At 63.0% G+C, this 24,538-nt stretch carries 30 protein-coding genes; 8 read left to right on the top strand and 22 right to left on the bottom strand.

Going from position 1 to position 24,538, the window contains the following annotated elements:
* Positions 1–197: 197 nt before the first annotated feature.
* The 3 genes from WFP06_RS08725 to WFP06_RS08715 are packed head-to-tail and all read right to left on the bottom strand — an operon-like array spanning position 198 to position 1,041.
* Positions 198–386 (bottom strand): DUF6961 family protein, encoded by a 189-nt coding sequence (locus WFP06_RS08725; protein ID WP_419716221.1) that lies wholly within the window; start codon positions 384–386, stop codon positions 198–200.
* Positions 383–514 carry a hypothetical protein gene (locus tag WFP06_RS08720; protein WP_336986801.1) on the bottom strand — a complete coding sequence of 44 codons (132 nt, stop codon included), beginning with the start codon at positions 512–514 and terminating at the stop codon, positions 383–385. Before WFP06_RS08720 ends, WFP06_RS08725 begins: the two co-directional genes overlap by 4 nt.
* Positions 514–1,041, bottom strand: coding sequence for a thermonuclease family protein (locus WFP06_RS08715; RefSeq protein ID WP_336986800.1), 528 nt, complete (start codon positions 1,039–1,041; stop codon positions 514–516). Before WFP06_RS08715 ends, WFP06_RS08720 begins: the two co-directional genes overlap by 1 nt.
* 157 nt (positions 1,042–1,198) lie before the next feature.
* Here WFP06_RS08715 and WFP06_RS08710 point away from each other — a divergent pair, with 157 nt between their 5' ends.
* On the top strand, positions 1,199–1,408 hold the full coding sequence (locus WFP06_RS08710; RefSeq protein WP_336986799.1) for a hypothetical protein: 210 nt from the start codon (positions 1,199–1,201) through the stop codon (positions 1,406–1,408).
* Positions 1,409–1,414: 6 nt separating this feature from the next.
* Here the strand turns inward: WFP06_RS08710 and WFP06_RS08705 are convergent, their stop codons facing one another.
* Genes WFP06_RS08705 through WFP06_RS08620 form a run of 18 tightly spaced genes read right to left on the bottom strand, consistent with a single transcriptional unit; the run spans position 1,415 to position 19,014 of the window.
* The gene (locus tag WFP06_RS08705; protein WP_336986798.1) at positions 1,415–4,117 is read right to left on the bottom strand and encodes a conjugal transfer protein TraG N-terminal domain-containing protein; all 2,703 of its coding nucleotides are present in this window, start codon (positions 4,115–4,117) and stop codon (positions 1,415–1,417) included.
* 10 nt (positions 4,118–4,127) lie between these two features.
* Positions 4,128–5,564: a conjugal transfer protein TraH gene (locus WFP06_RS08700; RefSeq protein ID WP_336986797.1), complete on the bottom strand. Its 1,437-nt coding sequence runs from the start codon at positions 5,562–5,564 to the stop codon at positions 4,128–4,130.
* On the bottom strand, positions 5,554–6,366 hold the full coding sequence (locus WFP06_RS08695) for a conjugal transfer protein TraF (protein WP_336986796.1): 813 nt from the start codon (positions 6,364–6,366) through the stop codon (positions 5,554–5,556). Before WFP06_RS08695 ends, WFP06_RS08700 begins: the two co-directional genes overlap by 11 nt.
* On the bottom strand, positions 6,363–8,084 hold the full coding sequence (locus WFP06_RS08690; RefSeq protein WP_336986795.1) for a conjugal transfer protein TraN: 1,722 nt from the start codon (positions 8,082–8,084) through the stop codon (positions 6,363–6,365). The genes WFP06_RS08695 and WFP06_RS08690 overlap by 4 nt, the downstream gene beginning before the upstream one ends.
* Positions 8,081–8,836: a type-F conjugative transfer system pilin assembly protein TrbC gene (gene trbC, locus WFP06_RS08685; RefSeq protein WP_336986794.1), complete on the bottom strand. Its 756-nt coding sequence runs from the start codon at positions 8,834–8,836 to the stop codon at positions 8,081–8,083. Before trbC ends, WFP06_RS08690 begins: the two co-directional genes overlap by 4 nt.
* Positions 8,833–9,846: a conjugal transfer pilus assembly protein TraU gene (gene traU, locus WFP06_RS08680; protein WP_336986793.1), complete on the bottom strand. Its 1,014-nt coding sequence runs from the start codon at positions 9,844–9,846 to the stop codon at positions 8,833–8,835. The genes trbC and traU overlap by 4 nt, the downstream gene beginning before the upstream one ends.
* Positions 9,843–10,475 carry a type-F conjugative transfer system protein TraW gene (traW, locus tag WFP06_RS08675; RefSeq protein ID WP_336987667.1) on the bottom strand — a complete coding sequence of 211 codons (633 nt, stop codon included), beginning with the start codon at positions 10,473–10,475 and terminating at the stop codon, positions 9,843–9,845. Before traW ends, traU begins: the two co-directional genes overlap by 4 nt.
* Positions 10,475–10,981 (bottom strand): S26 family signal peptidase, encoded by a 507-nt coding sequence (locus WFP06_RS08670; protein ID WP_336986792.1) that lies wholly within the window; start codon positions 10,979–10,981, stop codon positions 10,475–10,477. Before WFP06_RS08670 ends, traW begins: the two co-directional genes overlap by 1 nt.
* A complete protein-coding gene (locus WFP06_RS08665; RefSeq protein ID WP_209196983.1) occupies positions 10,978–11,358 on the bottom strand; it encodes a TrbI F-type domain-containing protein in 381 nt (126 codons plus the stop codon). Before WFP06_RS08665 ends, WFP06_RS08670 begins: the two co-directional genes overlap by 4 nt.
* Positions 11,351–11,755, bottom strand: coding sequence for a hypothetical protein (locus WFP06_RS08660; protein WP_336986791.1), 405 nt, complete (start codon positions 11,753–11,755; stop codon positions 11,351–11,353). The genes WFP06_RS08665 and WFP06_RS08660 overlap by 8 nt, the downstream gene beginning before the upstream one ends.
* Positions 11,755–14,304: a type IV secretion system protein TraC gene (gene traC / locus WFP06_RS08655; RefSeq protein WP_336986790.1), complete on the bottom strand. Its 2,550-nt coding sequence runs from the start codon at positions 14,302–14,304 to the stop codon at positions 11,755–11,757. The genes WFP06_RS08660 and traC overlap by 1 nt, the downstream gene beginning before the upstream one ends.
* On the bottom strand, positions 14,301–14,837 hold the full coding sequence (locus WFP06_RS08650; protein ID WP_173216235.1) for a hypothetical protein: 537 nt from the start codon (positions 14,835–14,837) through the stop codon (positions 14,301–14,303). The genes traC and WFP06_RS08650 overlap by 4 nt, the downstream gene beginning before the upstream one ends.
* A 44-nt stretch (positions 14,838–14,881) precedes the next feature.
* Positions 14,882–15,760 carry a DsbC family protein gene (locus tag WFP06_RS08645; RefSeq protein ID WP_336986789.1) on the bottom strand — a complete coding sequence of 293 codons (879 nt, stop codon included), beginning with the start codon at positions 15,758–15,760 and terminating at the stop codon, positions 14,882–14,884.
* Positions 15,757–17,040: a TraB/VirB10 family protein gene (locus tag WFP06_RS08640; RefSeq protein ID WP_336986788.1), complete on the bottom strand. Its 1,284-nt coding sequence runs from the start codon at positions 17,038–17,040 to the stop codon at positions 15,757–15,759. The genes WFP06_RS08645 and WFP06_RS08640 overlap by 4 nt, the downstream gene beginning before the upstream one ends.
* Positions 17,040–17,795 (bottom strand): type-F conjugative transfer system secretin TraK, encoded by a 756-nt coding sequence (locus WFP06_RS08635; RefSeq protein ID WP_137678730.1) that lies wholly within the window; start codon positions 17,793–17,795, stop codon positions 17,040–17,042. Before WFP06_RS08635 ends, WFP06_RS08640 begins: the two co-directional genes overlap by 1 nt.
* Complete coding sequence (locus WFP06_RS08630) at positions 17,792–18,361, bottom strand: type IV conjugative transfer system protein TraE (protein ID WP_010412621.1); 570 nt, start codon at positions 18,359–18,361, stop codon at positions 17,792–17,794. Before WFP06_RS08630 ends, WFP06_RS08635 begins: the two co-directional genes overlap by 4 nt.
* A 12-nt stretch (positions 18,362–18,373) precedes the next feature.
* Positions 18,374–18,661 (bottom strand): type IV conjugative transfer system protein TraL, encoded by a 288-nt coding sequence (gene traL / locus WFP06_RS08625; protein WP_010412623.1) that lies wholly within the window; start codon positions 18,659–18,661, stop codon positions 18,374–18,376.
* Between the two features lie 26 nt (positions 18,662–18,687).
* Positions 18,688–19,014 (bottom strand): hypothetical protein, encoded by a 327-nt coding sequence (locus WFP06_RS08620; protein WP_173214078.1) that lies wholly within the window; start codon positions 19,012–19,014, stop codon positions 18,688–18,690.
* Positions 19,015–19,377: 363 nt separating this feature from the next.
* Here WFP06_RS08620 and WFP06_RS08615 point away from each other — a divergent pair, with 363 nt between their 5' ends.
* Both WFP06_RS08615 and WFP06_RS08610 read left to right on the top strand, forming a co-directional pair.
* The gene (locus WFP06_RS08615; RefSeq protein WP_336986787.1) at positions 19,378–19,839 is read left to right on the top strand and encodes a hypothetical protein; all 462 of its coding nucleotides are present in this window, start codon (positions 19,378–19,380) and stop codon (positions 19,837–19,839) included.
* Position 19,840: 1 nt separating this feature from the next.
* Positions 19,841–20,107 (top strand): AlpA family transcriptional regulator, encoded by a 267-nt coding sequence (locus WFP06_RS08610; protein ID WP_336986786.1) that lies wholly within the window; start codon positions 19,841–19,843, stop codon positions 20,105–20,107.
* A gap of 47 nt (positions 20,108–20,154) precedes the next feature.
* Here the strand turns inward: WFP06_RS08610 and WFP06_RS08605 are convergent, their stop codons facing one another.
* Positions 20,155–20,541 (bottom strand): MerR family transcriptional regulator, encoded by a 387-nt coding sequence (locus WFP06_RS08605; RefSeq protein WP_010412642.1) that lies wholly within the window; start codon positions 20,539–20,541, stop codon positions 20,155–20,157.
* Between the two features lie 82 nt (positions 20,542–20,623).
* Between WFP06_RS08605 and WFP06_RS08600 the strand changes: the two genes are divergently transcribed.
* The 5 genes from WFP06_RS08600 to WFP06_RS08580 all read left to right on the top strand — a co-directional run bounded on the left by WFP06_RS08600 (position 20,624) and on the right by WFP06_RS08580 (position 24,522).
* On the top strand, positions 20,624–20,986 hold the full coding sequence (locus tag WFP06_RS08600; protein WP_010412645.1) for a DUF3703 domain-containing protein: 363 nt from the start codon (positions 20,624–20,626) through the stop codon (positions 20,984–20,986).
* Positions 20,987–20,994: 8 nt separating this feature from the next.
* Positions 20,995–21,639 carry a class I SAM-dependent methyltransferase gene (locus tag WFP06_RS08595; protein ID WP_221572382.1) on the top strand — a complete coding sequence of 215 codons (645 nt, stop codon included), beginning with the start codon at positions 20,995–20,997 and terminating at the stop codon, positions 21,637–21,639.
* Between the two features lie 72 nt (positions 21,640–21,711).
* Positions 21,712–22,056, top strand: coding sequence for a hypothetical protein (locus tag WFP06_RS08590; protein ID WP_221572383.1), 345 nt, complete (start codon positions 21,712–21,714; stop codon positions 22,054–22,056).
* 64 nt (positions 22,057–22,120) lie between these two features.
* On the top strand, positions 22,121–23,359 hold the full coding sequence (locus tag WFP06_RS08585) for a TolC family protein (RefSeq protein WP_336986785.1): 1,239 nt from the start codon (positions 22,121–22,123) through the stop codon (positions 23,357–23,359).
* Between the two features lie 11 nt (positions 23,360–23,370).
* On the top strand, positions 23,371–24,522 hold the full coding sequence (locus WFP06_RS08580; protein WP_336986784.1) for an efflux RND transporter periplasmic adaptor subunit: 1,152 nt from the start codon (positions 23,371–23,373) through the stop codon (positions 24,520–24,522).
* The last annotated feature ends 16 nt before the right edge of the window (positions 24,523–24,538 follow it).

The following is a 24,538-nucleotide window of genomic DNA, read 5'->3' as shown; positions in this document are numbered from 1 at the left end:
GACCTTGCTTGAACGGATCGAAAAGCATCTGAAAGATTATCATATTTCCGCGACCCGTTTTGGCAGACGCGCGGTCGGCGATCCGCGATTCGTGCTCGACTTGCGAATGGGCCGCCGGCCGCGCCGGAGAACAATCGAACGGCTAGAGGCCTATCTCGCGTCTGCTGAAGGCTCGGAAGGCAGAGATGCAATCAAGATTAAGAAGTGCGCTCGCCAAGCTGCTCGAGGCGACGCGCAACTTCCTCCCAAAGTTTTACCCCTTCCGGCTCGTTCGCAAGGGCCAGCTGCTCGATCTTCGCAACGATGAAATCACGGGCTTCATCGCCGTGATGCTTCTCGACCCAGAGTGCCATTCCCCACAATTCCTGGTCGCGATTGAGTGTCAAAACAGCGACCAGATAGCTACCGCGATACCGAAGGCGATCGGAATGCCGAGAAGCCAGGCCTCAAGCTTCAGTTTCCACTCGTTCTTGCCGCTCGCCAGCGGTTCGTCTCTATCCGGCCAAACACGCATCAGCACCATGGCTCCCGGCGCCCGGTCCAGGTCCGGGCAAGACCTTCGGCAACCAGTTGATCGCCCAGAGAGCGTCCGTCACGCATCAGCACACGCAGCTTGCGGCCATACTGGTCTTCGTCACGATAGCCGACCGGTACTGCGGAGAATTCGCCTTGGTTGAGCAGGACAACCAGCCGGTCGCGTGCGTTGATACCGAGGTCGTATTCGTAGTCGCATCTGGGTTGCGAGATTTCGGGCGTGTCGATGTCTGCCACGCGGATCTTCACGCCTTCGAGCCAGATCGTATCGCCATCGACCACACAGGTCTTCCTAATCATCCCGCAGACCCCAAAGGTATGTGTCGTTCGCGCCTCGGCGCTAGCGGAACCGAAGGGCCAATTGATCCCGATCACGCCCCCGAGAACCCCAGCGAACAATCCGCCCAAAATGAGGAGCAAGAGTTTGCGCCGCTTGTCCCGCTTCTGCCGGACCAGTTCGTCGCGGAAGTCGAAGACGTTTGGTTCTGATGGTTCGTTCGTGCTCATGATCCGCTCTTCACTATCGCGTGTTCTTTCACTTTCCGTGAACATCGCCAAGCCTTGCGAACTCGCTTTCCCGATAGTTTTGAGCTACTTTCGTGCAAACATCAGCCGGAAGAGTGGAGAAGAGGGGGGCTCCTATTCTCGCGAAGGAGAAAAAGCGATGAGCGGACCTCGAAACACGCCACCCAAGGACAACAAGGACTGGGAAGGCTTTCGCGAAATTGATCGCGCGATCGCCGAGAACCGCGTCACATCCTATACCTGGAAAAAGACCTGGGCTGACCCGTGGGGGCGGCTGAAGCTGATTTTGATCTTTGCGGGGCTCTTCGCATTTGTTGCCTTTGTAATAGTTTACGACCTCGTCCTCTAAGGCTCGCTACCACTCCTTCACGTCGTCGGCTGCCTCCGCAGACGCGCCCTTAGCATCGCGCGTCTTTCGGTCGAGATAGCCTTTGACGCTTCCCACCCGTCGCTCACCCTGTTGCTGCACCCGTTCGACATCGCGCGCTATGTCGTCACGTTCACTCGAAGGTTCTGCGAGCGAACCGGGCACTCCGCCAATACTGACCGACCCGCGAACGCCGCTTGCGCTACTCACCGAGGGGCGCACGACAGGCGCGCTATCAGGCAGCACGAGTTCGCTAGCGATGTCCTCATTGAGCTGATCGGCGTAGCTCTCGACGAACCGCGTCTGGAGCTGCTGGCCGCGCGCGCTCATCTGGAAATCGATATCGTCGAAGCGGACCTGGCCGTAGTAATCGCGGTTGGCATCGATCTCCGCCATGCCCCATTCGCGATAGGTCTGGCTGAGGTTGAGCGTGCCAGCGGCATTGGCGCTTTCGTACCAGCTTGCCTGGTTTTCGAGACGGCTGGCGATCTCTTCGGCGCGGCGTGCTTCGCGCGCATAGCTCTGCGCTTCGGTGATCGAGGTTGTGATGCCGGCCGAACTGCTTGACACCAGTGCCTCGGAACTCGAACTCGTCTCGCGCAGGAAACCTTCGCGCGTGTTCGACCAGCTACGGCTGTCCGAGATCTGGCGCAGAGCGCCCATGATCCGTGACCGGTCCTCGGATGCGATTCCGATATCGCTGTCGGTCCAGCTCTGGTTGCGACCGCCCTTAACGCCAAGACTTGCCGATCCTGCGCCTCTTTCTCCCTTGAGACCAAGAGCTCCATCTCCATTCAAGAACCACGACACTGTGATGTCATCAGCCGCGCGGCGCGAAAGCCCGAATTGCTGCTGCAGCGTCTTCGAGGCATTGTCGACTTCGCTGAATGCGCTGCCGATGCTGTCGCTGTTGGAAGTGCCGCTGACACTCTCGTTCGAGCGCGAACGCGTGTAGGCATCGCGCAATTCGCTGAAGCGGGTGACCGCCGAACTGGTCGATTGCTGCGCGAGGTTGGAGAAGGTCTCACTCTGGCTGCGGCTTTCGCTCGCCATGGTCGACAGCCTGCTCGAGAAATCCTGCCCAAGCGTTGGCGTGAACGGATAACTCGACGTCGGCACAGTCGCGAATTCTGCCTGCGGAAAGCCGGTTGTCTGCGTGCCACTCTCGCCAAATCCTCTCGTCTGCGCTGCGCCATAGGCGATGTTTGGCGCGAGGCTGCCCTGCGCGAATTGGCGCGAAAACACGCTCGAATTTTCGAGATTGGTGTTGCCGAGCGAGACATTGCCCGTGCTGGCCTCACGCGCCGCTTCCTCGGCGGCGTTCTGGCTCGGATTAAGATAGCTTGTGGCCTGGCCCGAGATCGCCATCGCGCCGCGAGCGACGCCGCCTGCAAGAAACGGGATTGAGGCGACAAGATAGCCGGCAAGAACGCCGATATCGTTGTTTACGTCGGTCATGCCCGAGAAGGTCGCGAGCGTAAGCCCGCTCGCGCCGCCCGCTGCCGCAACATCGCCAGCACCTTTCAGCATCAGGATCATGTGGAGGATGACGAAGAGCGGTCCCCAAGCCGCAAGGTAGAAGAACCCCGTGGCATAGCCGCGCAGCGCGATCGGGCCGGTCCTTGGCATGAGGAACAGCGGAAAAAGCACCGGGAAGAGCGCGTAGAAGACGACCGTCAGCACAACATTGAGGATCGGCACCCATTTCATCGCATTGTGCGCGATCGAGGAATAGGTTCGCTCGGTCTGGATATCGGCGCGGGTCTGCGCGAAAACATCGACGCTCGATGCGCCGCTTGCCCCGGCAAAGCCGTGCATTGCCTGGTTCATCGCGTTGATGGTCAGCACCTGGCGGAAAATGCTGCTCGCATCCTTCGAGATGCCGGTGAGATACTGGTAGGCCACCGGTAGATCGGCGATGAGCTTGGCCCTGGCGAGCGCTTCGGTCTGCTTGGGATAGAGCTGGCGTCCGGCAACGAGCGTCATTGCCTCGATCATGCCCGCCCACTGGTTCGAGAGCGCGGTGTAGGCCTCGCGGCAGGTGACGATCGATGCAGTGACACTGTTATCGGCCTGGCGGGTCAGGAACTTCTGTGCACGGGCCGCGCTGCCGGGTGCAATGGTCGCCCAGATATCGTTGCTCTCCGATAGTTCCTTCATCGAGTAGCGACCGAGCAGCAGGTCGTAGAATACGCATTGACGCACATGCTCGTCGAAATTGGCAGCGAATTCGGGATCGGCAATGCGCAGGGATCGCGTCGCCTCGAGCAGCCGCGCGCCGTAGATCATGCCGTTCTTTGAGTAGTTAAGATCGTCGGGAAGCCCGAATACCGTCTCGGCTGAGCGCGTCAAATAGTCGCCCGCCTGGCTGGTGAAGCTTGCCATCAGGGCAAGTCCGAGCGGGACGTTCGCAGCCGTGGCCGGAGCGAGGCTCGGATTGACCCGGTCGGTGACTTGCACATCCATCCGCGGCACCATCAAGCACATGTAGATGAGCGTCGCGCCGAGGAACCAATTTAGCCAGGCGCGCCAGTTCTGGTTAAACGCAACGACGATGACCGCAAGCGCGAACCCCATCACCAGCGCGACCTGAATCAGGCTCTTGTAACCGCCTGCGCCAGTCCATGCGGCGACGGCGTTGAGGACATTGACGATGTACTCGCCGCCGCCGGTGGTGAAGATCTCGACCATGGCGCTCGCCTCAGGGGACGATCGAGCGCGACTGGAGCCCGCGCGACCAGTCGAGCGCGGCGGACATCGAGGGCGACATCGAGGCGGCAAGCGCGTTCTCGATCATCGCGGTCTTCTCGATGATCTGCATGATCGCCGAGACCTTGGCCTGTCCCGTCGCCTGACGCAGGACGAGGCCAGAACGTACCTCGGCAATCTGGCCGCGCCAGATCGCAAGCTTGGCTTCGTCGGCGGCGATGAAGCTCGCCATCGAGCGCCCGGCTTCCGACACGATGCGGTCGAGAATTGCATAGAGGAGGTCGATGCTGGCGATCTCGGCGAGGGTGTCGCGGTCGTCGGTCGGCATGCCGCGGCCATAGGCGGCCTGCACCGTGAGAATCTTGTACAAAGGGACCGAGGCGACCTGCAGCAGTTCCTTCTCGGCATTGCCGATCGCGGTGTCGGTGCGGATTGCATCGACCATGTTGCCGATGAGGAGCGCGACGCGCGGGCGGATCGCCTTGGCGTTCGAGAGGCTCATTTGCTCAAAGGTCGGATTGAGGCAGAGATCGGTCTCGTCGCAGCGGAACACGCGCACGGTCTGGCCCTGCGTCCCGTCGAGCAGCGCGCTCACCAGCGTCGAGGACGCATCGCCTGCGAAAGGCACGAACTTGCCTCCCTCATCGTCCTTGGGCGGCGCGTAGATCACCGTGCCGATGAGCGTCATGGCGTATTCGGCAAGCTCGCGGTCAAAGGTACCACCCGGATTGAAGAAGGCGCTCTTTTTGAGGACGTGCCAAGTGTAGTTGCGCGCTACGCCCGGATTGACGTCGGCATAATCGGTACCAGCGCCCTCGTTGGTCGAGGCGCGTTGGCCGCGCGTGCCGCAGCCATGCTTCGCCGCAGCATAGTCGGTGAAGATGCCTTCGGAATTGCCGATCGCTTCGCAGATTGCCTTGTCGGCGAGATCGCCCTTGGGCCAGAGGCCGCCGACCAGCCCCTGCGCCATTTCGCAGGAGTTGATCGAGAGATTGTTCATGAGCTGCGCCTTTTGACTGAACTCCTGCATGATCTTGTTGCACTCGGGGCAGACGGTATCGATCGCGAGGCTGAAGGCGAAGCCGACCGCGTTGTTGGCGACCGCCTTCATCAGCGCGACCATCTCGCTGGCGTTGATGAAGGAAAAGGACCCGGCGAAGATGTCGATCCCGCCGCAGCCAGCGCGGGCGCGGGGCAGCTGTAGGTTGGTGATGTTGGTGGTCTTCTGCGGGAAGCGTGTCCAGACATTGCCGAGGCTGTAATAGCCTGCCGACTGGCCTTCGAAGGCGGTCGGGCCGGTGACGTTCGCTGCCGCGCCCATGTCGTCCATGAAGCGGTCCATGCTGTCGCCGACATTTGCTGCGACAGGTGAAGCAACCATGCTGGCGGCGGCGAGGGTCAGCGCTGCATTGCGAATGCTAGTAATCATGTCCGGCTTCCTTCGAGGTGAGGAGGTAGATGCGGTCCTGGAGCTCGTCGGCCGAGAGCACGCCGTAACCGATCGGGATCGGTCGCTTGGTCACGCTGTCCCACAGCACGAGCGCCGGGGTCGCCTTGCCTTCAAGCCCAAGTCTGGCGCGCTGGTTGGTCTCGACCTTGTAGTCCGGGAATTGGCGCGACGGTCCGCCATCGGTCGAGATAGCGCGCACGGTGATGCGCCAGCGATCGGCGACGCCTTTGACGATCGGGCCCATCACTTCGCACGGGCCGCAGGTCGAACTGAAGAAATAGAACAGGCCGTAGCGCTGCGAGAGCGTTGCCATGACGTGATCGCGCTCCGCGCTGCGGGCATCCTGCCACTGCTTCTTGGCGACCGCTCCGACGGGGCGTTCAAGCGTGTAGTCGAGGTCCGGATCCTGCCAGATGGCCCGCTGCCAGACATCGGAAAACAGCGAGGCGCGGTCGAGCTGCGCCCGCTGGAAACGGATATAGGCCGCGACATTGGCTTCGGTCGGATAGAGGATCGCGCGCGCCTTCAACTCGCGCAGCTCGGATGTGATCGCATCGAGTTCCTGCGTCGCCGCGACGGGCTCGGCTTCAGGCTGTTGTGGCTCTTCAATGGGAGCAGGCTTCACGCAGTAGAACCAGTAGCCGAGCCTGCGCTTTTCGCAGTAGAGCGCATCGGCCGAGTTGGTCGATGTGGAAGCCTGCTTCTCCGGGGCATGGGCCGAGTTGGCGGGAAGGGCAGTCAGGCTTAGGGCGAGTGCTGCCAATCGATTGAAATGGGTCATTGGCCACCCCTTGCGTAATAGTCGTCGATCTTCTGCTGGATGAGGATGCTCGTTTCGAGTTCGTCGGGCAGCCGTGCGGCATCTGTGAACTCGGCATAGACCTCGCTGAAATCCATCCGGCTCAAATCAAGCCGGGCGAACTCGGCGAGGGTGAACCCCTCGCATTGTTCTTCTTTGGGCTTGTCCCACGGCTTGGGGAGCTGTCGGCGGCCCTGTTCCTGCAGGATCCGCGACAGCTTGCTCTCGAAGCAGCAATAGACCTTCTTCTTGGTAAGGCAGACGCCGAGGAACTTGTCCGAACAATAGGTACCCACATAAGCGCACAGCCCCTGCGCATCGCGCTGGTGGAGCAGCACTTCCTCGCGATTGCAGCCGAGCGCGACCAGCAGGCTGATTCCGGGGATGAGCGGGAAGCCCTTGCCCTTGCAGCAGTTGAGGACGCCGAAGACCTTGGACGAGCAGGTGTTGCGCGTGCCGCGGAACAGTGTCAGCGTGTTCGGATCGAACTGGCCGCGCGCCTCGTCCATGGCGTGCAATGCGACCGCCGCATCCTTGAACTCGTCATTGGCGGTGCGCTCGATCGTCTCGCAGCTGCCATCAATGCAATAGACATCGCCGTCGCAGACATATTGGGTGGAACTGTCAGTTCCGGGGAGGAAGCATTCGTAGATGCGCTCCCAGGTCTCGCAGGGCGTCTCGTCGGTGAGGCATTCCTCGCCGATGAACCGGCAGGTGCCCTGGCTTTCGATGTCCGAACAGTCGGTCGCCGCCTCGCGCGATGTGCAGGTGTAGCTGCGCTGCCATTCCCAGCACGGCCGCGTAACCGAGACACCGTCGATCACCCGTGTCTGCGGATCGGCATCGGTGCAGATCTCGGCATCGAGCGTACAATCACCATTGTCGGCAAAGCCCGTGCACTGGCTCTCGTTGGGGACGGTATCAACCGTGCTGTCGGTGGTCACCGCATAGTGCGTGTAGCGCGTATCGGGCGCATCGCAGGAAATCTCTGCAATCGGATCGCCCGGCTCGGAGCAAAACCGGTTGAACCCGTTGTCCCACCACTGGAGACACGGGCCGGGGCGATAGCCGGATATGCGGCACGAGCCGCCATCGAATGCCGCGCACCATGGTAGGCCTTGGTAGATGCCGGTGTCGTTGCAGAGGTAGTGCCATTGCTGGCGCTGGGTCACATTGGCGACAAGCGGCACCGCGCATTGGCCCGCCGACTGATCGATCCGCGTGCCGGTGTTGCAGGTGGCGGTGTAGGTTCCCGCCGAGCCCGAGCCGGGCGGCAACGGAACGCAATTGCCCTGGCCGCCAGAGATGTCCATGCCGCTGGTGTAGTCGAGCGGCGTCTCGTTGATCGCGAGGCTTCGCGCGATCACGTCTTCAATGTCTTGGCTGTCGAAACGCGCACGGTTGGCGATGCTGTCGCGCATGGCGCGATAGCCTTGGTGTCCGGTGGCTGCCGCTGCCGCATTGCTCTCGATCCGGTCGGGATCATCGGCGAGCGTTTCGAGGTCGCGGACGGCATTGCGATCATAATTGGGGAGGGTGGTTGCGTCGGGCTGCGATCTGGCAGCGTCTTGTGCTTCGCCGCGCAGGCTTTCGCCAAAGGCCTTGCCGTCGGCCCGCGCGTCCTGTTGCTGCGCGGAGAGCGGCGCAGCGACGGCGAGAATGGCGAGCAATCCCAGGCGAAGCGATTGTGTGAGCCTCATCGCCGCTCTCCTTCGAGGCGACGGAGATGCATGCGTGCGAGCTGCGCGCCCGGGCCGCCTCCTGAAGCGAAGGTGCCGAGCACTTCGGCAACGCTGATATTGCCTGCAATGCGGTCGTGCGGCGGAAGGATGTCGTTGCAGTTGAACCCGTCGCAGGGGGCAAAGTCGCTCGCGATCATCACGAAGCTCGGAGCGACCTCGATATCGAAGGCGCGGAACAGGCGCGGGTCGATCCCGAGCGCGCCTGTTTCGTTGTCATCGCGCCAGATCGCGGCAATGCGTTTCTTGAAGCGGGCGCTGTCGCCTTGCGGAAATCCGCGCAGGACGGTGACGCCGCCGGCTCTCGAGACATCGCGAACCAGCGCCTTCAATGAGGGCTCGGGCATTCCCAGCGAGGCAAAAGCAATGAACCGGGGCGTCTCGCCCATCGCCGCCACTTCGGCGTCGGCCTGGGCGCGGATCATGCCATCCAGATCGAGCGGACCAGTATCGGCTGTCGCTTCTGCGGACGCAGCATAGGCTGCGCGATTTTCGTGAGCCGTATGTTGAGCTGTGCGCGCGTCTTCTGCCAGCGCATCGGCCTTGGTCCTCACCGACGTGGCGAGCGCTTCGGCATCGGCACTATGCTCACTGGCGCGTGCACGAATCTCGGCAAGATCGAGCTCGGGCGAACTCTCCTGCGCAGAGGCGGCAGCAATGGCGGCGGCAGTCGCAAGGCTGATAACGACGAACAGGGGGAAGGCGTTTCTCATAATGCGCAGCAATTCCTCTTGCGCCAGACGAGGTATCCCATGTCTTCGCCGATGGCGGGGATAACCTGTCCGGGGGACTGGAAGGTGGTGGAGGCACCGATGGGCGGGCAGGCGAAGCGGCCCTTGGTTGCCGGATTGGGGTTGGTGGCCTGGAAGCGGTATTGCTGCTTGCGCATCACCGGCATCAGGTATTTGCCGCACAGGCCCTTCGATCCCATCGTGCCCCACGAGACAAGTTCGCGGTGCAGCTTGTAGGCGAAGCGTGAAAGCACGAGCCGTGAGGCCTGGACGTGCCCGATCGAGGCCGAGACGTTGCCGTTCATCGGGTACATCGATCCCTGGCAGCCTGCGCACCAGAACATCTCGTCGAGCGGCAGGTTCGCGGTCGCTGCAGCACAATCCGCCGCGCAGGCGGCAAGCGCCAGCGGGTTGGCAAACAGCACGGCCTCGGGATTGATGATCGCGGTGAGCTCGCTGTCCTGCCACAGCGGATCGATCTCGGATATGTAGAGGATGTCGATTGATCCCGGCTCGAGGCACAGGAAATCGGCAACGATCTCCATCCAGTAGATCAGCGGATAGGCATACCAGTGGACGTGCCAGCTCGAATAATACTGGCTCGCGCCGCCCACCGCCGAGGGCCCCGAGATGGAGCGGAAGCCGATATCGAAGCCGGGATCGAGCTTCATCCCGCCGAGGTTCACGAAGCACCACGGCTTCATGCTGACATCGGCGAGCCGCACCGGCTCCCAGAACCCCATGGCAATGCCGGGGCGAAGACCGCACAGGCAGACCGGCAAGTCAGGATTGTCGGGATCAGGACGATTGCTCGGCCAGATTTCGAGCCCGCCAACCGATATCGGGAACAGGCACGACCAGCAGATGTCGGTGATCGGGTTGACGAACTGCCCGGTGCATTTGCCCGGCCCGGCATCGGCCGAGGCGGGCGAGGCAAGAGCGAGCGACAACGTCGCTGTGACAAGGATCAAGAAGGCGCGGATGCTGCTCATGGCTGGGCCTTTCGGGGCGGCAACGCGATCTCGCTCACTTCGAGGACGCGCCCCTTATGGCGCACCCGCGCGGGGACGGCCTTGATGCCGAATTTCTCCGTGAGCTTGCCGCCCTGGTCGAAATAGAAGCGGCGCTGGCGGGCTTTCATCAGCTCGAGCGGTGCGCCTTTCACGAGGATCAGCTTGGCATTGGCATCTTGCTTGAGCGCCCAGGCGATTTGCGCGGGATCGTCGCCGTCGAGAAAAAGAAGGTCGCTGCGCAGCTTGACGCTGTCGAGCGGGTTGACCCGCGTTCCGGCAGCATGGATGATCTCGCCTTTGGCCCCGCGGATATCGGCGGCGAGCGTGATCGTCGGGTCGAACGCCCAGCTGCGGCTTGCGCTTGCGCGGATCAGGCCGGCGACTGGGTCAGGCCGATTGACCCGCGCGATCGTGCGTCGCTTCAATTCCTGATTGAGCCGCGCGGTCTCGCCCGACCTTTCCATGGCCGTAAGGCGCGAATGGATCTGTTCCAGAAGATCGCGCTCGATGACCGGGAAGACCGCACCACGCTGGCCGTAGTCGCGTGCCTGCAGGCTGGCCGGAAGTGCAGCGAGGAGAAGTGCGCCGAACGGGAGGAGGGAGCGCATCACAGGATTGCCCTCCCGCTGCCGAGGATCTGCTCGCGGCAAATGAAACCGATGGCGCCGTAGCGGCTGTCGAGCCCGCGGGGATGGTCGGTTCCGGCGTAGTAGCAACCTTCCGGTATTGCGCCTTCGGGACCGCGCGTGAGCGGCACGCCAAGGCGGGTGACCTCGAGCAGGCTCGCGACCTGCTTCCCGTTGATGAAGACCGCATCGCCCTCGTGGCGCACGACATCACCCGGCATGCCAAGCACGCGCTTGCCGAACATCTGCGGTCCTTTTCCGAAATGCCTTTCGACCAGCTCGCTTTGCGGCGGCTCGAAGAAGATCAGGCTGCCGCGTTCGATCGGCGCGTGCTTGTCGAGCCAGAACGCCCAGTTGGGCAGGCTCGGGCTCGCATTGATGAGGAACGCGTGGTCCTTGCTGAAGGCATCGAGGGGCGCCCAGGCAAGCGGTAGCAGGACCAGCCCCGAGAGCAGCAGCGGACGGCGGATCGAGCGGGTCAGGCTCATGGCTGCTTCTCCCCGGCGAGCTTGTCCGCAATGCGCTGCTCGAGTTCGGAGGTTGCGTCTTCGGCAGCGCCCGCGAGCACGGCCTCGGCAACCAGCACCACGCGGCCGTCATGGCCCATATCGGCGACGGCGCTTTCGGCGGCTTTGAGGTATGCAAGGCTCGCCGCCTGGACGACCGCCGGATCGGCATCGGCGCGCGCGGCTTCCTCGACGAATGTCCCGATGGTCTCGGCGAGCCGGACCGTGACGATCCGCTGCTCCGGGGAGCTGGTGACCTGCTGCGTGATCCACGCACCCCACAGGAGCGCGGCAACGAGCAAGGCTACGGCGAGGAGTTTCGGGCCCAGCTGGCTAAGCGGGAGGTTCAGTCTATCCATGGCAGGGAGATCCTTCGGCGAGGCGGCGATCGAGGCGGCGCAGGAAAGCCGGCAATCGCAGCAGGGCGAGGCCGCCGGCTGCGATGAGGAATGCGATCTGGAGGTCCTGGGCAAAGAAGCGGCGCGCGACCGGTTCAGCGCTGCGGTAGTGGTCGGCAAGATTGCCGAGCTGCGCGAACAGCGCCGTGAGGTCCCAGCCTGCTACAGCCAGAAACACGAACAGCGGCAGGCCGAGGACCAGCAGCAGCGTGCTCGCCGCGAAGCTTGCCGTTTCGATCAGCACCAGGCAGGTGCCCTGGAACAGCGCCAGCCAGTCGATCACACGGTGCTTGTCGCGGGCTTGTCTGACTGACGGAAGCGGCACACGATCTACGACCGTGGTGGTCTCGAGCACCATCACATGCCTCCTTCCACACCTGCGACCAGCGCGACCGCGCGCTCCAGCGGCATGCCGTTTTCGACATGGCGGTGGATCGCGGCATAGGTGTCAGGATCGGAGGAGAAGATGGTTGCCGAGAGTGGGTCGAGCACCAGGCGTCCAACGGCTTCCGTCTCGGGACCTTTCAGGTAGATCTCGCTGTACTCGGTGCCCGAGCGCTTGAGGCTGCGGATCAGCGTCTCGGTCCGGTCGTCCATGTCGAGCCGGGCTTCCTTGCGGAAGTCGGCGATGGTCTCGGGCTTCTGCTGGAGCACCAGCATCCAGTCGCTGTTCTCAAGCGCGGCGCGTGCACCGTCGGACTTGTAGTAGTCGTTCAAGGACTGGGTCGCGGTCGCAAGCGCACCCCCGTACTTGCGCGCGGTGCGGGCGTAGGTCTCGACGAACTCGCCCATCGAACCGCCCTTGAGCATCGCCCAGGCCTCGTCGATCAGCAGCAGCTTCTTGGTCGCGCGCGACGAGCGCGTCATCGCCTGGCCGGTCATGAACATGATCGCCGAGAGGACGACGCTTCTCAGTTCCTCGCGACTTGCAAGGTCGCTCATCTCGAAGACGGTGAAATCGTCTTCGAGCGCGAAGCTCGCTTTCCCCGAGAAGAACCCGGCATAGCTGCCACCGCGGCAGAAGGGCGCGATCGCGGTGGCAAGGTCCTTGCCCGCCTCGTTCTCGCTTTGATGCAACGCATGCGCGACATCGTCGATCGCCCCGCCGCTGCCGAGCGCATTCCAGACCTGTGTTACTGCACGATCGATGAGGCCGCGTTCGGTGTCCGTGGGCGCGGCGCTTGGCCGCGCCATCTGGCCGACGATCGCCTTGATCATCGCAAAGCAGTCGAGCCTGTAATCTTCGTCTTCATGCGCGCGGGCATCGTCGACCATAGAGAACGGGTTCAATGAGAAGCCCGAGGCGAGGGTGAACTCGACGAAGCGCCCGCCCTGCAGCTTTACCGAATGCTCGAAACTGCGTCCGTCATCGATCACCACGACCTTGGCGCCCGCGCCGCGCAGCGCGGCGCACAGCTCCTGCAGCAGCACCGACTTGCCCGAGCCCGACTTCCCGCAGATCGCGATGTTGTGGTTGCCCGCCGCGTTCTCGAAGGGTGACCAGAAGAAGGGCTGGCCGCGCCGGCCGAGAAGCAGCAGGTGCGGGATAGTGCCGCCGAGATACTCGCCCTGCAGCGGGGCGATATTGGCTGCGGTGGTCGAGAGCATGGTCCGGAAGCGCTTGAGCCGTGCAAGGTCGTGGACCAGGCCATCGGCGAGGCTCAGCGGGAACGCCGCTACGAGACCCTGGAGCTGGAGAAAGCGCTCGTCGGCGAGGTCCCAGCCGGCCGCCTTGTAGATAGCCTTGACCGTGCGCTCATGCGCATCGCCTTCGCCGAGCGGCGAGATCGTGGTGAGACCGTAGAACAGCTTGACCAGCTTCTTGCCCGCCTGGAGCTCGGCCTGGACGTGTTTCCATTCTGCCGACTGCTCCGACAGTTTGGGCAGGAAGCGCGCGCTTTTGGTCTCCGACAGGCTGGTGGTGCGCATGAACTTGTAGCCTGCGCGCGCCGAGGCGGCTTCCTGGTCGGGATAATGCAGGCACAGCATGGTCGCAGCCGGACAGGGAAAGCGCAGCTTGTCGGTGAACATGTCGCCGATGAGCCGCGCGCATTCCCACGGTGCCCAGCGCTCAGGGGCAGAGCGCACGCCGTAATGGCGCACATCGAAGCGGTCGGGATAGCATTCACCTACCTGCGGCACGCCATCTCGCGAGCGCCCGGTCTCGCGGAAGCGCTCGGTGCGCAAGATCAGCCGGTCGTCCTCGACTTCGAGTTCGAGGTCGCGGCGGATCGCTTGCGCGTCGAGCGTGTCCTCGCGGTTCCAGTGGGTGAGATCGGGTTCGCGCGCGGTGGTCGGCGAGGTGAGCTCGTCGACCAGTGCGAGGAGGCCTGCGGGCTCGAGCCTGTTCGATGCAAGGCCGAGCGAGTTCAGCATCCCCGACATCCCGTCGCGGCATTCGGCGAGTTCTGCATCGGTGACGCTTCCGGGCACAGGAACGCCGAGCGAGAGCACCAGACGCACATGGCGTGCATGAAACGGCGCGTGTGCCGAGCCCGACTTCCAGACGAGATCGTAGAGCCGGTTGGTGCGGGCTTTCGCAATCGCTTCGTAGATCCCGCCCTGCTCGTAGCGCGGTGCGAACCACGGGCCGACGATGGCGCCGATGCGCGGGGACGCGAAGTTCAGCACTTGGAGGCAGGCGCCTTGCGGCAGGCTCTCGGAAAAGAACTGGCCGAGGATCTCACCTGTCCGCTCGTCGGCGCCGATGAGCGGGGTGACTTCGAGAATGAAGCCCTTCGAGTGCGCGTTGCGGTAGAGCCCCGGGCCCTCGTCATAGACTCGGTACGGAAGCCAGTCCGACAGCATGTCGAGCGCGAAACGCGGCTGCGCATGGTCGCCCCTTTTCGCATCGCCGAACAGGCCAGCGAGAAGCGCGTCGCGCGCAGAGGATAGCGAGAGGTTCACTTGGGCTCTCCTTCGGGCAGAACGGGGTGGGGCACCTGGCCGGGGGAGGGGGGACGACCAGGTGCCCCGGGGTCCGGCGCTTTGGCGCCGGGCAGCTCCGTCAGATCCTGCGAGGGGATGACCAGGACATCGGGAGGCTGCTGGGGGGACGGATTGGAAAGCTGAAAAGGAATTGCTTCTGCGGCGGCGGGCGGGGCGACTTCTGCTTCAGCCGGACGCGCCAGTGCGCGAAGCACGTCGCCGGTCGAACGCGGCGCGCGCCAGCGCTCGGCAGCGCGATCGGGCAGCACGACATGAACAACCCGGGCCTCGTGGATGCGGCCCGCCCCGTCGCGGTAGCCCGCAACAACGATCCGCAATCCGCGATCACCGGCTCTGTGCGCTCCCGCAGAGGCATGACCGGACCGTTCTGCCTGTGAAACGCGGGTCGCGGTATCGTCGATCATCGAGGTCGGCGCGCAGCTTCCCTCCGGTGCCCGGCAGGAAAAGTCGCCCTTGACGTTGCCGCCAAGCGTCGCACAGCCGGCGATCATCAACGCGAGAATTGCCGTTGCTCCGACACGGGTCGCACCGCCGCTCATTGCTTCGATCCGGTCTTGGCATTGGCAAAGGCGCGCAGTGTCTTTGCATCGCGGTAGCCGTGCAGCACCGCACCGTCGCGCGCCCGGACGATTACCGGGGTTCCGGCAAAGCCGTTGGCCTGTGCAAAGGCTTCGTTGGCATCGAGCGCAGCTGACTTTTTGCAGGTTGCGCGCGGTTCGAGGTGCTTGCCGGTGTATGCGGCATGGAGCGCCTCGACCGGGTCGGCGGCGCACAGCACCGCCTCGGACAAGCGGCGGCTCGACGCGCCGAAGATCGAGATCGGCCGTTCCTCGACAAGAACGCCTGCCTTTTCGAGTTCGCCGGTGAGCCGCTTACAGTAGCCGCACTGGAAATCCGAGAAGACAACCAGCTTCAGCCCCTTGGGATTGCCCCACAGGATCGCGCCTTCCTTGGGAAGGGCTTTGAGATCGACATGGGTCGCTGCCCGCCTGTCGCGGGTTTCGGCAACGTCATCGCGCCCTCCAGTGTCCGCGCCGGCGTGGCGGGCTGCGCCGGCGGCGAGCAGGTCGGGGTTGAGTTCGAGCAGGCGCGCGGCAGTCACGTCGCGCCGCTCCTCCATGTCGTAGAGCCGCCCGACGAAGAGGTAGCGTGCCGCTTCGTCGATGTAGAACAGCGTCTCTCCCGAGACGACCTCGCACCACGGCGCGAATGTCTTGCAATCGAGCGCGTCGATCGGCGTTCTGGGCAGACGAAGCTTGAGCGCTTCAACCACATCTCGCGTGATCGCGGCCTGCGCGGGCATGGCGGTTACGATCGCGACGCCGCTTGTAAGGAGGGCTGCTGCGCTGGCGGCGGCGAGCGATATGTGCGCGGCGCGCGCCTTGAGGCCGGGCCGCTGGTTCGAGTAGTTCATTGGGGTGTGCTCCTGACATGGACGCCGTCAAGAAAGACGATCTCGACTGCGATGCCGGTCGGCATCTCGACGACGGGTTGGTACTGTTCTGCGCGTTCGATGAGGTATTTGCTGACGGTGTCGGCGGCTTCGCCCGCGCCCTGGCCGAGGCCGCCTGCGAGGATGTCGGTCGGCGAGAGCGCGTCGCGCTTGCCGTCGCTGCCGACAGGCTGCGCAAAGATGCCGTTGGCATTGGCCGAGAAGCCGCGCCCGAAGCCGCCGACGATTCCGGCGAGCAGCGCCTGGCTGACGAGGCTGCCTTCGCGGCTGACGACATTGCCGCGCACGCCCGACTTGCCGGCGAAGGCGATGAATCCCTTCACTTCGCTCACCGCGAAGCGTCCGCCGGGCTGCGCACAGGTCATGCGCACGAGCTTGACGTAAACCTTCTCGGCCGAGAGATCGCCTCGCGCCGCGCCGTTGACGAGGCAGCCGGTGAGATCGGTGGTGAGGAGCTTCTTGCCCTGCAGCACCGAGCGCGCCGGACCGGTGATCCGCAGCACCACGGGCAGCGGATCGCTCTGGCTGGTGACCCCGGTCGAGGCGTCGACCCCGACGATTACGGTGGCAGGTGCATAGCTGTTGGGCGGCAGGTAATCGCGGCTTGCCTCGAGCAGCAGCGGCGACGGGCTTTCGGTTGCCTTGGCCTTGGCGGTGCCCGGCTTGTCGTTTGAGAAGCTCAGCAGGCTTGCCTTGGGTTCGCTCGGTGGCTCGAGCGGTCCGGGAGCGAAGCCCGGAGCCCGCGGATCGACTGCGGCCACCGGCGCAACTGGGGGATTGGTGCGCACTGTTTCGAGTTCCGAGCGCAAGGCAGCGTTCTCCGCCGAGATCGCATCGATCGCAGCTTGCCCGTCGCTCAGCATCCGCGCGTTCTCGCCCCGCAGCGTTTCGAGCTCCTGCTCGATCGAAGCCTTCGGAAGCTGGGTCTCCTGAAGGTCCTTGATCGCCTTGCCCTGCGCATCGAGGCGGTTGCCGTAAGTGGCGACGAATTCGCGCTGCGAGAGATTGCGATTGACCAGCGCGCCGGTCTCGATCGTGGTTGCGCCCACGCCGTCGGCGCTCGCTTCATCCTCGCCGCCGAAGATGAACATCGAACCGGCGATGAGCGCCACGCCGCCGATCCCGGCAAGCAGCAGCTTCTGGCGCTGCGCGACCGTGCGGTTGAGATCGCGCCGGGCTTCGCCGCGCGTCTCGTCCTTTGGCGCTGCCGCGGGCGTATCGCGTGTGTCGGGATCGGCCATTATTCGAGCCCTCCCTTGGTAAAGACAAGGAAGGCCTGAGTGCTCTCGCCAGGCTGAAGGCTGTCGCGGCCATAGGCAAAGGCCAGCGCCCCGGCCGGCGCCTCGCGCTCACCGGCAAGGTCGACGGGCGCCGAGCCAAGATTGCGTAGAGTAAAGGCTTGGCCGATCAGTTCGGCGCCTTCGTATTCCGCGACCTGCTGCACTTCGAGGCTGTCGGTGTGGCGTGGTCGCGAAAGTTCGGCACGGGCGCGGAAGCCCGGCAGGACCCCATCGCTGGCCATCGCTTCGATCAGCCGGATCGCGGCCTCGTCGCGCGTCACTGCTGCGCCTTCCCATTCACTCGCCTGGGATTTGGCGAGCGCGGGATTGGTGACGAAGAGCTGGCTCGCTTCCTCGCCTTCGACGCGGCAGGTGAACTTGTAGACATAGCCCGCGCTGCTCGTCGCGAAGAAGCTGACCCTTGCGCTCGCATATTGCAGCGGCACCGAGACATAGATGTCGCCGCGCACCGGCTCGTGGGTCACCTCGAAATCGTTGTAGGGAAAACCGCTCGCCATCTTCGAGACATTGGCGAAACCGTCCTCGATGAGGGCGATACGGGTCAGCGCGCCGCGTGCGAGCACGCAGTCGATCGCGGCGCCATCAGCGGCCTCGACGAACTGGTCGGCATGTGCCGGTGAAGCGTAGGCGGCCGTGGCGATTGCCAGCGCAACGCTGGTCAGCGCGGCGGGGAAGGGGCGGGATAGGAGTGTCATGGGTTCTCCTCCTCGTTTTCGGTTGGGAGCTGGCGGAAGCCGGTGAGGCCGAGACTGAGGCCGCGGCGGTTCCAGCTGAATTCGAAGCTGCGCTCTTGGCTTGCGATCACCTGCGCACCGACGAAGGTCTTGAGCGTGCCGGTGACGACAGCGGTGAGCGCCTGCGCGTCGACCTCCATCCGCGAGATGACGAAGGCCTGGCTGATGTCCGAACCGCGCTGCTCGTCGACGATCTTGACGAGCTCGGCTTTGAGGCTCCCGTGCGCTGACGGATCTGCCACCTTGAGGACCTGTTCCATCCAGTAGTCGAGGCTCTCGGGTGCGCGATTGAGCAGCATAAGCGCGGTGTCGCGGGTTACGAGTTCGAGGTAGTGCGCATCGGTACCGCCGCTCCCGAGCGTCAGGCGCTCGGTCGTGACAGGCACCAAAATGACGCTTTCCTCGCGCGTCGCCGCCGCGCCGACCGCCAGCAGGCTGGTAAGGCCCAGCACGGCTGACAGCGCGGCGAAGCGGTTGCGCTGTTTGAGGTGACGCTGCGCTTCCTCATAGGCGAATTCGTGTTTCACTTGGATCCTCCCTCAGCCTGCGAGCAGGCGGCAGTGGGAGGGCGGCGTGGCTTTCAGCCCGAGGAAGCTCCCCGGCAGATACCAGTAGGCAGCATGGACCAGTTTCGACCCTGCGCCTGATGCCTTCGCCTTTCGAAGGGCGAACCAGGTCATGACCGATAGGCCGGTGCCGATGATGATGTGCTGCGAAAGGATGCCCCACGCGAAGGGGACGAGCAGTCCCGCAAACTCGTCGATGGTCCAGAAGCCGATAAGCTCCGGGTCGTCGAGCCGCCGTGGAACGAGGTATCTGTCGGCCATGCCGCCCTCCCGTCGTTAGACCGCGATCAAATGGTTGCGGTCACGACCGAGGTGACGATCGGCACGCCTGTGCCGACGCCAATTCCGACACCGACCGGGACCGCGACCTGCCCAAGGGCGAAGCGGCCCGAGGCGAGCGCGATCAAACCGCCGGCAAGGCTGAGGACGGTGATGATCTTGCCGCCCGAACCTTCGAGGAAGTCAGTGAACTTCTGCAGCGCCGGATCAAAGGTTGTGTCGGCACCGGCATAGGCGGCACCGGCGCAGGCGAGCGCAATCGCGGCCGGAAGAATATAGTCGCGGGCACGAATGCCTTTAACGGATGGGCGGGGAAGGGTGATTGCATTGTTCATCGAGGAACTCCGTTTCGAACATTGGCAGCGATGCGTTCGCTGTATGTTCTTTCCTCGATTGGAAGGCAGGGTGTAGGAAAACGGAAACTGCCGCACGCGGCATTCCGACCAAGAGAAATCGTCGATTCTGGGCAATCTGACCAGGCTTTGCGCGACCGGTGCAGACATTGCGGCCAAGAATACCGATCATTGCGCCACCCATACCGAAGTCTGAGATCGAGGGACCGGAATCTGCGCGAATCAAATCGTGTGACGATGAGCCAGTTTCCTACGTGTTCCTTATTTGTTCTTTTTCCTTTCCTACAGTTTGACGCGTCGCCTAGCCTGTTGGGGATTCGCTGAAGATCACCGGAAGCAGGAACAATGGCGCGAAACACAAACGACAAATGGGAAGAACTATCGCGAGGAGTCGCCGCTTTCCTCGACCATGCCGTGGACGAAAGTGGCAAGTCCCGGCGGACGATTGCCGCACAGACGAATATCAACAAGGACGCGCTCCGACGCATCCTCGCCGGGACAAGGTCAGCCACACTGCCAGAGGCGCTGGCTATCCTTGACGCGAGCGGACACGCGCCGCGCACCTCCCTGATGCTGGCACTCGCGGGGTACTCGCAGCGTAGCAAGGATTGGCAGAATAGCGGCGTGCTGGAATTTCTTGAAACCTTCATAAGCGAGTTGCCGTCTGCTTTGGATCAAGCGCTGGGCCAGAGGCTGCTCGATGTGAGACCGCGCTGGGCAAAGGGGACCGCGCACCGCACCGCCGGTCTCCTGTCGGATCACCTCGCGCTACTGGAGCGGCAGGATGAACAAAGCTTCGCTCTCTGAAATGACGACTGGTCTCGAAACGGACGCGGGAGCCGTTCCTGTCGAGCCAACGCCAGACCGGCTCATTCGTCTTCCCGAGGTCATGGCGCGCGTGGGCCTGCGCCGAACGGCAATCTATCAGCGGATGCGCGAAGGCCGTTTTCCAAAGTCGCGTTCGCTCGGTCCCCGTTGCACGGTTTGGGTCGAAGCCGAGATCGATGACTGGATCGGTTCTGTTGTCGAACGCACCGACGAGATATGTCAGAACACGCCCCGAATTTCGAGATGATCATGGTTTGCGTCCCGTCACCGCTCGAATAAACGCGCGCTGTCCCGCTAGCCGGAAAGCACTTCGATTATCCGGCATTCGCCAACCGCTCCGTGCTGGCAGTCGTCGACCATATGGCGCAGTTCGGTTCGCAGTTTTCGCAAGTCACCAAGCTTCCGATCCACTTCGCGTAGGTGGAGGCTGGCAATAGAGTCCACGGCTTCGCACGATTGCGATGGATCATCCGACAAAGAAAGCAATTGGCGCACCTCCGCCATGGTGAAGCCAAGGTCGCGTGCGCGGCGGATAAACCGCAATCTGGCCAATTCGGTCGGGCCATAGTCCCGGTAGTTTCCGGCGGTGCGTGGTGGTTCCTCCAGCAATCCGGTCCGTTCGTAGTAGCGGATCGTTTCGGCGGTCGTGCCGGTCTTCCGCGCCAAGGCACCAATCTTCATGGGTTTCTCGCAATGCTTGACCTTGTAGCCACTACAAGGTGCATAAGACGATTCGAAGATGCAAGCAGAACGGTAAAATCCTGTGGCAAAGAAGGACATTATTGAACTTATCGAAGCTGAGCGGCGCGTTTTCCGTGCCGCCAGGCAGTCTGGTGACCGGGCTTTGGCTTGGACCGCGCTCGAGCGGGAACATATTCTGGGCCAGGGCTTCTTCGGGCCGCACCTTCGTTCACATATGACGATGCTGGGCTATGCAGTTGAAACCCGCGATGGCCGCGAAGTTCTGGGGCAGGTCATACGTCTTGCGCTCGCTCCCCTTGGTAATCTCACCGGACGGCTCCCCTGGGGCAATACCGGACGCGCAAACGTGAGCGCATTCGCGCCAATGCCATACCCGGACGACCTCGCGGAGGTTTTCACCATCTCTTCGGACGAGGTTCGCTAGCACGCGCCATGGCAATTCTATCCAACGAACAGGTTGAACGTCTCTACGACAAGAACGCGGGAATCTATGACCGATTGGTGTCGGGGTTTCGGTGGGCCGGTCTTGGTCGCTGGCGACGCGATCTGGTTAACCGGCTTGAACTCAACGCCGGTGACCATGTGATCGATCTATGTGCTGGCACCGGCGCAAACCTCGCGTTTCTGCTTGAGAGAGTAGGACCAAGCGGCAAGGTGACGCTGGTCGACCTTTCGCAAGGCATGCTCGACCAAGCCCGTCGACGAGCGAAGCGCCTGCGAGCTAGCAATGTCGAATTTGTGCAGTCAGACGTAGCCGCCTTCCGCTTTCCGAGCGAGACCAGCGCAGTCATCAGCACCTTTGGACTGGAAATGCCACCTGACTACGCCGCGATCATCGAGCGCGCCTCAGCTGCTCTCCCGACGGGTGCCCGGATGGCCCTGCTTGGCCTGAAGCACCCCGAGCGCTGGCCGCGATGGCTGATTGAAATCGGCATAGTGCTGACCAAACCATTTGGTGTGGCGCGGGAATATGAAGAGTTCCGCCCTTGGCTACCAGCACGCAAAGTTTTGCGCGAAGTTCATTTCCGCGAGTTTCTGGCCGGTTGTGCGTATGAATTCGTCGGTGCCAAATCGTGATCATGAAAAAGACAAGCGCTCAGACAGCCGTGGTTGCGCAAGCTTTGCAAGGCTCCTAAAGGGTTGAGTAACATGCCGCGTCTTGTGTTCCCCTTCCTTGCGATCATCGCCATTCTTTTCGGTAGTGTCCTATCGTTACCTGACGCGCATGCTTCAGAAGGCGAAAGCTTCGTTCATGCGGCCGATCACGTTTATGCGCATGGGGCGGACCACTTCGATAGCAATGATCCCGAGCCGGACCATGATGGTCAGGACCATTCGGCAACGCATCATCACAATTGCAGCTTCAGCCTCGCCGATAGTGGAGTGTTCCTGGGGTCGCCCTTTGCGCGCACGAATAGCCTGAAGGGTCCGCTTGCGACTTCGATGCTCACCTCGCGCGCGCCGCCAGTTCTGATCCAACCTCCCAAAGCCTGACAGCAAATCATGTGCGAGTGCGCCTGCGCGTGCGCTCGATTGGTTTCAGTCAGGAGATACAATAATGCGGTGCTTTGCACTGGCCGCGGCCTTGATTGCCGTGTCCACGGGTTCGCCAGTATTGGCACAGGAAACAGTTACACTCGAGCAAGCGCTCGCTCGAGCGGGCGTCGGCGTTGAAGGGGAAGATGACCCTTCCAGCAATCCACGGGTTTACGGCCCTCAGGCGGAGGCCGAAGCCGCGCGTGCGGCTATCGACCAAGCACGCCTCCGACCCAATCCCGAGTTATCGCTCGAGGCCGAGAACATCGCGGGCTCCGGCGCTTTCTCCGGGCTGCGATCGACCGAATATACCCTGGCGATCGGCCAGCAGCTCGAACTCGGCGGCAAGCGAAGCGCACGCATCGCGAGCGCACGCGCATCATCCGATTTCGCCGGCTTGCAGAGCAAATTTGCCTTGTCGCAACTCGCTTTGGGGGTGCGCGAGCGTTATGTGGAGGCTGTAGCCGCAGGCCAACGCCTCGTTCTCGCGCGGCAAATCGTCGAGCGAAACCGTGAACTGACGCGGATCGCCTACGTGCTTGTAGAGGTCGGGCGGGAGCCGCCGCTTCGAGCTATGCGTGCACAAGCTACGCTTGCCGAGGCGGAGGCCGAATTGCAGGCTGCACAAGCAGACGATTTAGCAGCACGTCAGGCGCTCGCGGCTCTCTGGGTATCCGGACAGCCCAATCCCGCAGTATCGAACGTCTTTCCTGACTTATCGCCGCCCCTTGCACCGCCGGTTTCCGAAAATCCGTTGCAACTGCGCATTGCGGGCGCTCGAACCAGCTTTGCTGAAGCCGAAATTGCGCGTGAGCGCTCGCTTGGCGTTCCCGACCCAACGCTGTCGGCAGGCGTGCGCCGTTTTGAGGAAAGCAACGATCAAGCGTTCATCGTCGGGATTTCCATTCCGCTTCCCTTTCGCAACCGCAACCAGGGCAACATCGCAGCCGCCGAGGCGCAATACCGCGCGGCAAGCGCGAGCGAGGCGATAGCCGAGGCGGACTACCGCGTGGAGTTCGAGCGGACGCGAACGCTTTATCTGGCCGCCGAAACGCGTGTGGAGACCCTCTCCAGCGCATCCCTGCCGCAGGCTGAGGAAGCGCTCAGGCTCGTCGAAATCGGCTACCGCAATGGCAGATTTCCGCTGATCGAAGTTCTGGCAGCTGCCGAAGCGCGCGACGCCATTCGTGAAAATCTGATTCAGGCAGAAGAGACCCGCGCCCTGCTCGCGGCGCGGCTCATCTGGCTCAACACACAGTGAGGCCCATTTCCATGGAACGTAGCCATTTGATCGCCGTAAGCGGCGTCCTGATCTTGCTGGCCGCCTTGGCCTGGGTCTTCTGGCCCGCTGACTCAAACGGACCCGACCAGCAAGCGGAACAAGGTGAAAAGAGCGAAGTCCCCGAAGGCGTTCTGCTGATCGACGAGAAGCAGATCGCAGCTTCGTCGATAGAAATCGAAGCTGTCCAATTCGGCGCAGCAACGGAGCTTGTATTCCCAGCGACCGTCGCCGCAGCGCCGAATGCCAGCGCGCGGATCGATGCACGTGCTTCCGGTGTGGTGAGGAGCGTGAACAAGACGCTTGGCGACTATGTCAGGCGAGGTGAGCCAATTGCCCGGATCGAAAGCGCTGACGCTGCCGGACTGGCTGCGCAGGTCGCTGCTGCGCGTGCCCGCGTCAACGAACTTTCCGCACTCTATGACCGGGAAAGGCGGCTGTTCGAGGCCAATGTGACGGCTCGGCAGGATCTCGAAGCTGCACAGGCCAATCTGCAGGTGGCAAGGTCTGAACTTTCCCGTGCGCAAGCCGCATCTGCAGCTGCCGGTGTCAGCGGGGATGGACGGTCGCTTGCTGTGACGAGCCCGATTTCAGGGCAGATCACCAGCGCGCCGATCGTGCTCGGCTCCTACGTCTCCGCCGGTGAAGAGATGTTCCAGATCGTGAACGCGAGCGGCTTGCAAGTGCAGGTGGCTCTGCCCGCCAGTGATGCTGCGAGAATTAGACCCGGCGACGAGGCAACGCTGGAAATTGGAGAAGAGCGGGAGATCGGCGGACGTGTGCGCTCGGTGACCCCGGCACTCGATCCGGAAAGCCGCAGCGCAACCGCAGTTATTTCGCTCGCTGGAGCGGTCCCCGGATTGCAGCCAGGCGCATTCTTGCAGGCGCGCATCCGACTCTCAGGTGAAACCGATGCGACCTCGATCTCGGTGCCTGAATCCGCAGTTCAGATGGTCGAAGGCCGGGAAGTCGTGTTCCTTCGCACGCGTACCGGCTTCCGGGCGACGCCTGTCGTGACGGGATCGCGCTCAGGAGGGCGCATCGTGATCGAGTCCGGCCTGCAAGATGGCCAACGGATTGCGACCGAAAACGCCTTCCTGCTCAAGGCCGAACTCGGAAAAGAGGAAGCCGAACATGGACATTGATAGTTCTGAAAGCGGC

It is taken from the genome of Altererythrobacter aquiaggeris (assembly GCF_037154015.1).
GTDB lineage: Bacteria > Pseudomonadota > Alphaproteobacteria > Sphingomonadales > Sphingomonadaceae > Aestuarierythrobacter > Aestuarierythrobacter aquiaggeris.
This window is presented reverse-complemented; position numbering and strand designations above follow the sequence as displayed.

Bases quoted from the DNA above. Each gene is read 5' to 3' on its own strand.
- WFP06_RS08720 (WP_336986801.1), bottom strand. From the start codon at position 514: ATGCGTGTTTGGCCGGATAGAGACGAACCGCTGGCGAGCGGCAAGAAC.
- WFP06_RS08715 (WP_336986800.1), bottom strand. From the start codon at position 1,041: ATGAGCACGAACGAACCATCAGAACCAAACGTCTTCGACTTCCGCGAC.
- WFP06_RS08710 (WP_336986799.1), top strand. From the start codon at position 1,199: ATGAGCGGACCTCGAAACACGCCACCCAAGGACAACAAGGACTGGGAA.
- WFP06_RS08705 (WP_336986798.1), bottom strand. From the start codon at position 4,117: ATGGTCGAGATCTTCACCACCGGCGGCGGCGAGTACATCGTCAATGTC.
- WFP06_RS08700 (WP_336986797.1), bottom strand. From the start codon at position 5,564: ATGATTACTAGCATTCGCAATGCAGCGCTGACCCTCGCCGCCGCCAGC.
- WFP06_RS08695 (WP_336986796.1), bottom strand. From the start codon at position 6,366: ATGACCCATTTCAATCGATTGGCAGCACTCGCCCTAAGCCTGACTGCC.
- WFP06_RS08690 (WP_336986795.1), bottom strand. From the start codon at position 8,084: ATGAGGCTCACACAATCGCTTCGCCTGGGATTGCTCGCCATTCTCGCC.
- trbC (WP_336986794.1), bottom strand. From the start codon at position 8,836: ATGAGAAACGCCTTCCCCCTGTTCGTCGTTATCAGCCTTGCGACTGCC.
- traU (WP_336986793.1), bottom strand. From the start codon at position 9,846: ATGAGCAGCATCCGCGCCTTCTTGATCCTTGTCACAGCGACGTTGTCG.
- traW (WP_336987667.1), bottom strand. From the start codon at position 10,475: ATGCGCTCCCTCCTCCCGTTCGGCGCACTTCTCCTCGCTGCACTTCCG.
- WFP06_RS08670 (WP_336986792.1), bottom strand. From the start codon at position 10,981: ATGAGCCTGACCCGCTCGATCCGCCGTCCGCTGCTGCTCTCGGGGCTG.
- WFP06_RS08665 (WP_209196983.1), bottom strand. From the start codon at position 11,358: ATGGATAGACTGAACCTCCCGCTTAGCCAGCTGGGCCCGAAACTCCTC.
- WFP06_RS08660 (WP_336986791.1), bottom strand. From the start codon at position 11,755: ATGGTGCTCGAGACCACCACGGTCGTAGATCGTGTGCCGCTTCCGTCA.
- WFP06_RS08650 (WP_173216235.1), bottom strand. From the start codon at position 14,837: ATGATCGCCGGCTGTGCGACGCTTGGCGGCAACGTCAAGGGCGACTTT.
- WFP06_RS08645 (WP_336986789.1), bottom strand. From the start codon at position 15,760: ATGAACTACTCGAACCAGCGGCCCGGCCTCAAGGCGCGCGCCGCGCAC.
- WFP06_RS08640 (WP_336986788.1), bottom strand. From the start codon at position 17,040: ATGGCCGATCCCGACACACGCGATACGCCCGCGGCAGCGCCAAAGGAC.
- WFP06_RS08635 (WP_137678730.1), bottom strand. From the start codon at position 17,795: ATGACACTCCTATCCCGCCCCTTCCCCGCCGCGCTGACCAGCGTTGCG.
- traL (WP_010412623.1), bottom strand. From the start codon at position 18,661: ATGGCCGACAGATACCTCGTTCCACGGCGGCTCGACGACCCGGAGCTT.
- WFP06_RS08620 (WP_173214078.1), bottom strand. From the start codon at position 19,014: ATGAACAATGCAATCACCCTTCCCCGCCCATCCGTTAAAGGCATTCGT.
- WFP06_RS08615 (WP_336986787.1), top strand. From the start codon at position 19,378: ATGGCGCGAAACACAAACGACAAATGGGAAGAACTATCGCGAGGAGTC.
- WFP06_RS08610 (WP_336986786.1), top strand. From the start codon at position 19,841: ATGACGACTGGTCTCGAAACGGACGCGGGAGCCGTTCCTGTCGAGCCA.
- WFP06_RS08605 (WP_010412642.1), bottom strand. From the start codon at position 20,541: ATGAAGATTGGTGCCTTGGCGCGGAAGACCGGCACGACCGCCGAAACG.
- WFP06_RS08595 (WP_221572382.1), top strand. From the start codon at position 20,995: ATGGCAATTCTATCCAACGAACAGGTTGAACGTCTCTACGACAAGAAC.
- WFP06_RS08590 (WP_221572383.1), top strand. From the start codon at position 21,712: ATGCCGCGTCTTGTGTTCCCCTTCCTTGCGATCATCGCCATTCTTTTC.
- WFP06_RS08585 (WP_336986785.1), top strand. From the start codon at position 22,121: ATGCGGTGCTTTGCACTGGCCGCGGCCTTGATTGCCGTGTCCACGGGT.
- WFP06_RS08580 (WP_336986784.1), top strand. From the start codon at position 23,371: ATGGAACGTAGCCATTTGATCGCCGTAAGCGGCGTCCTGATCTTGCTG.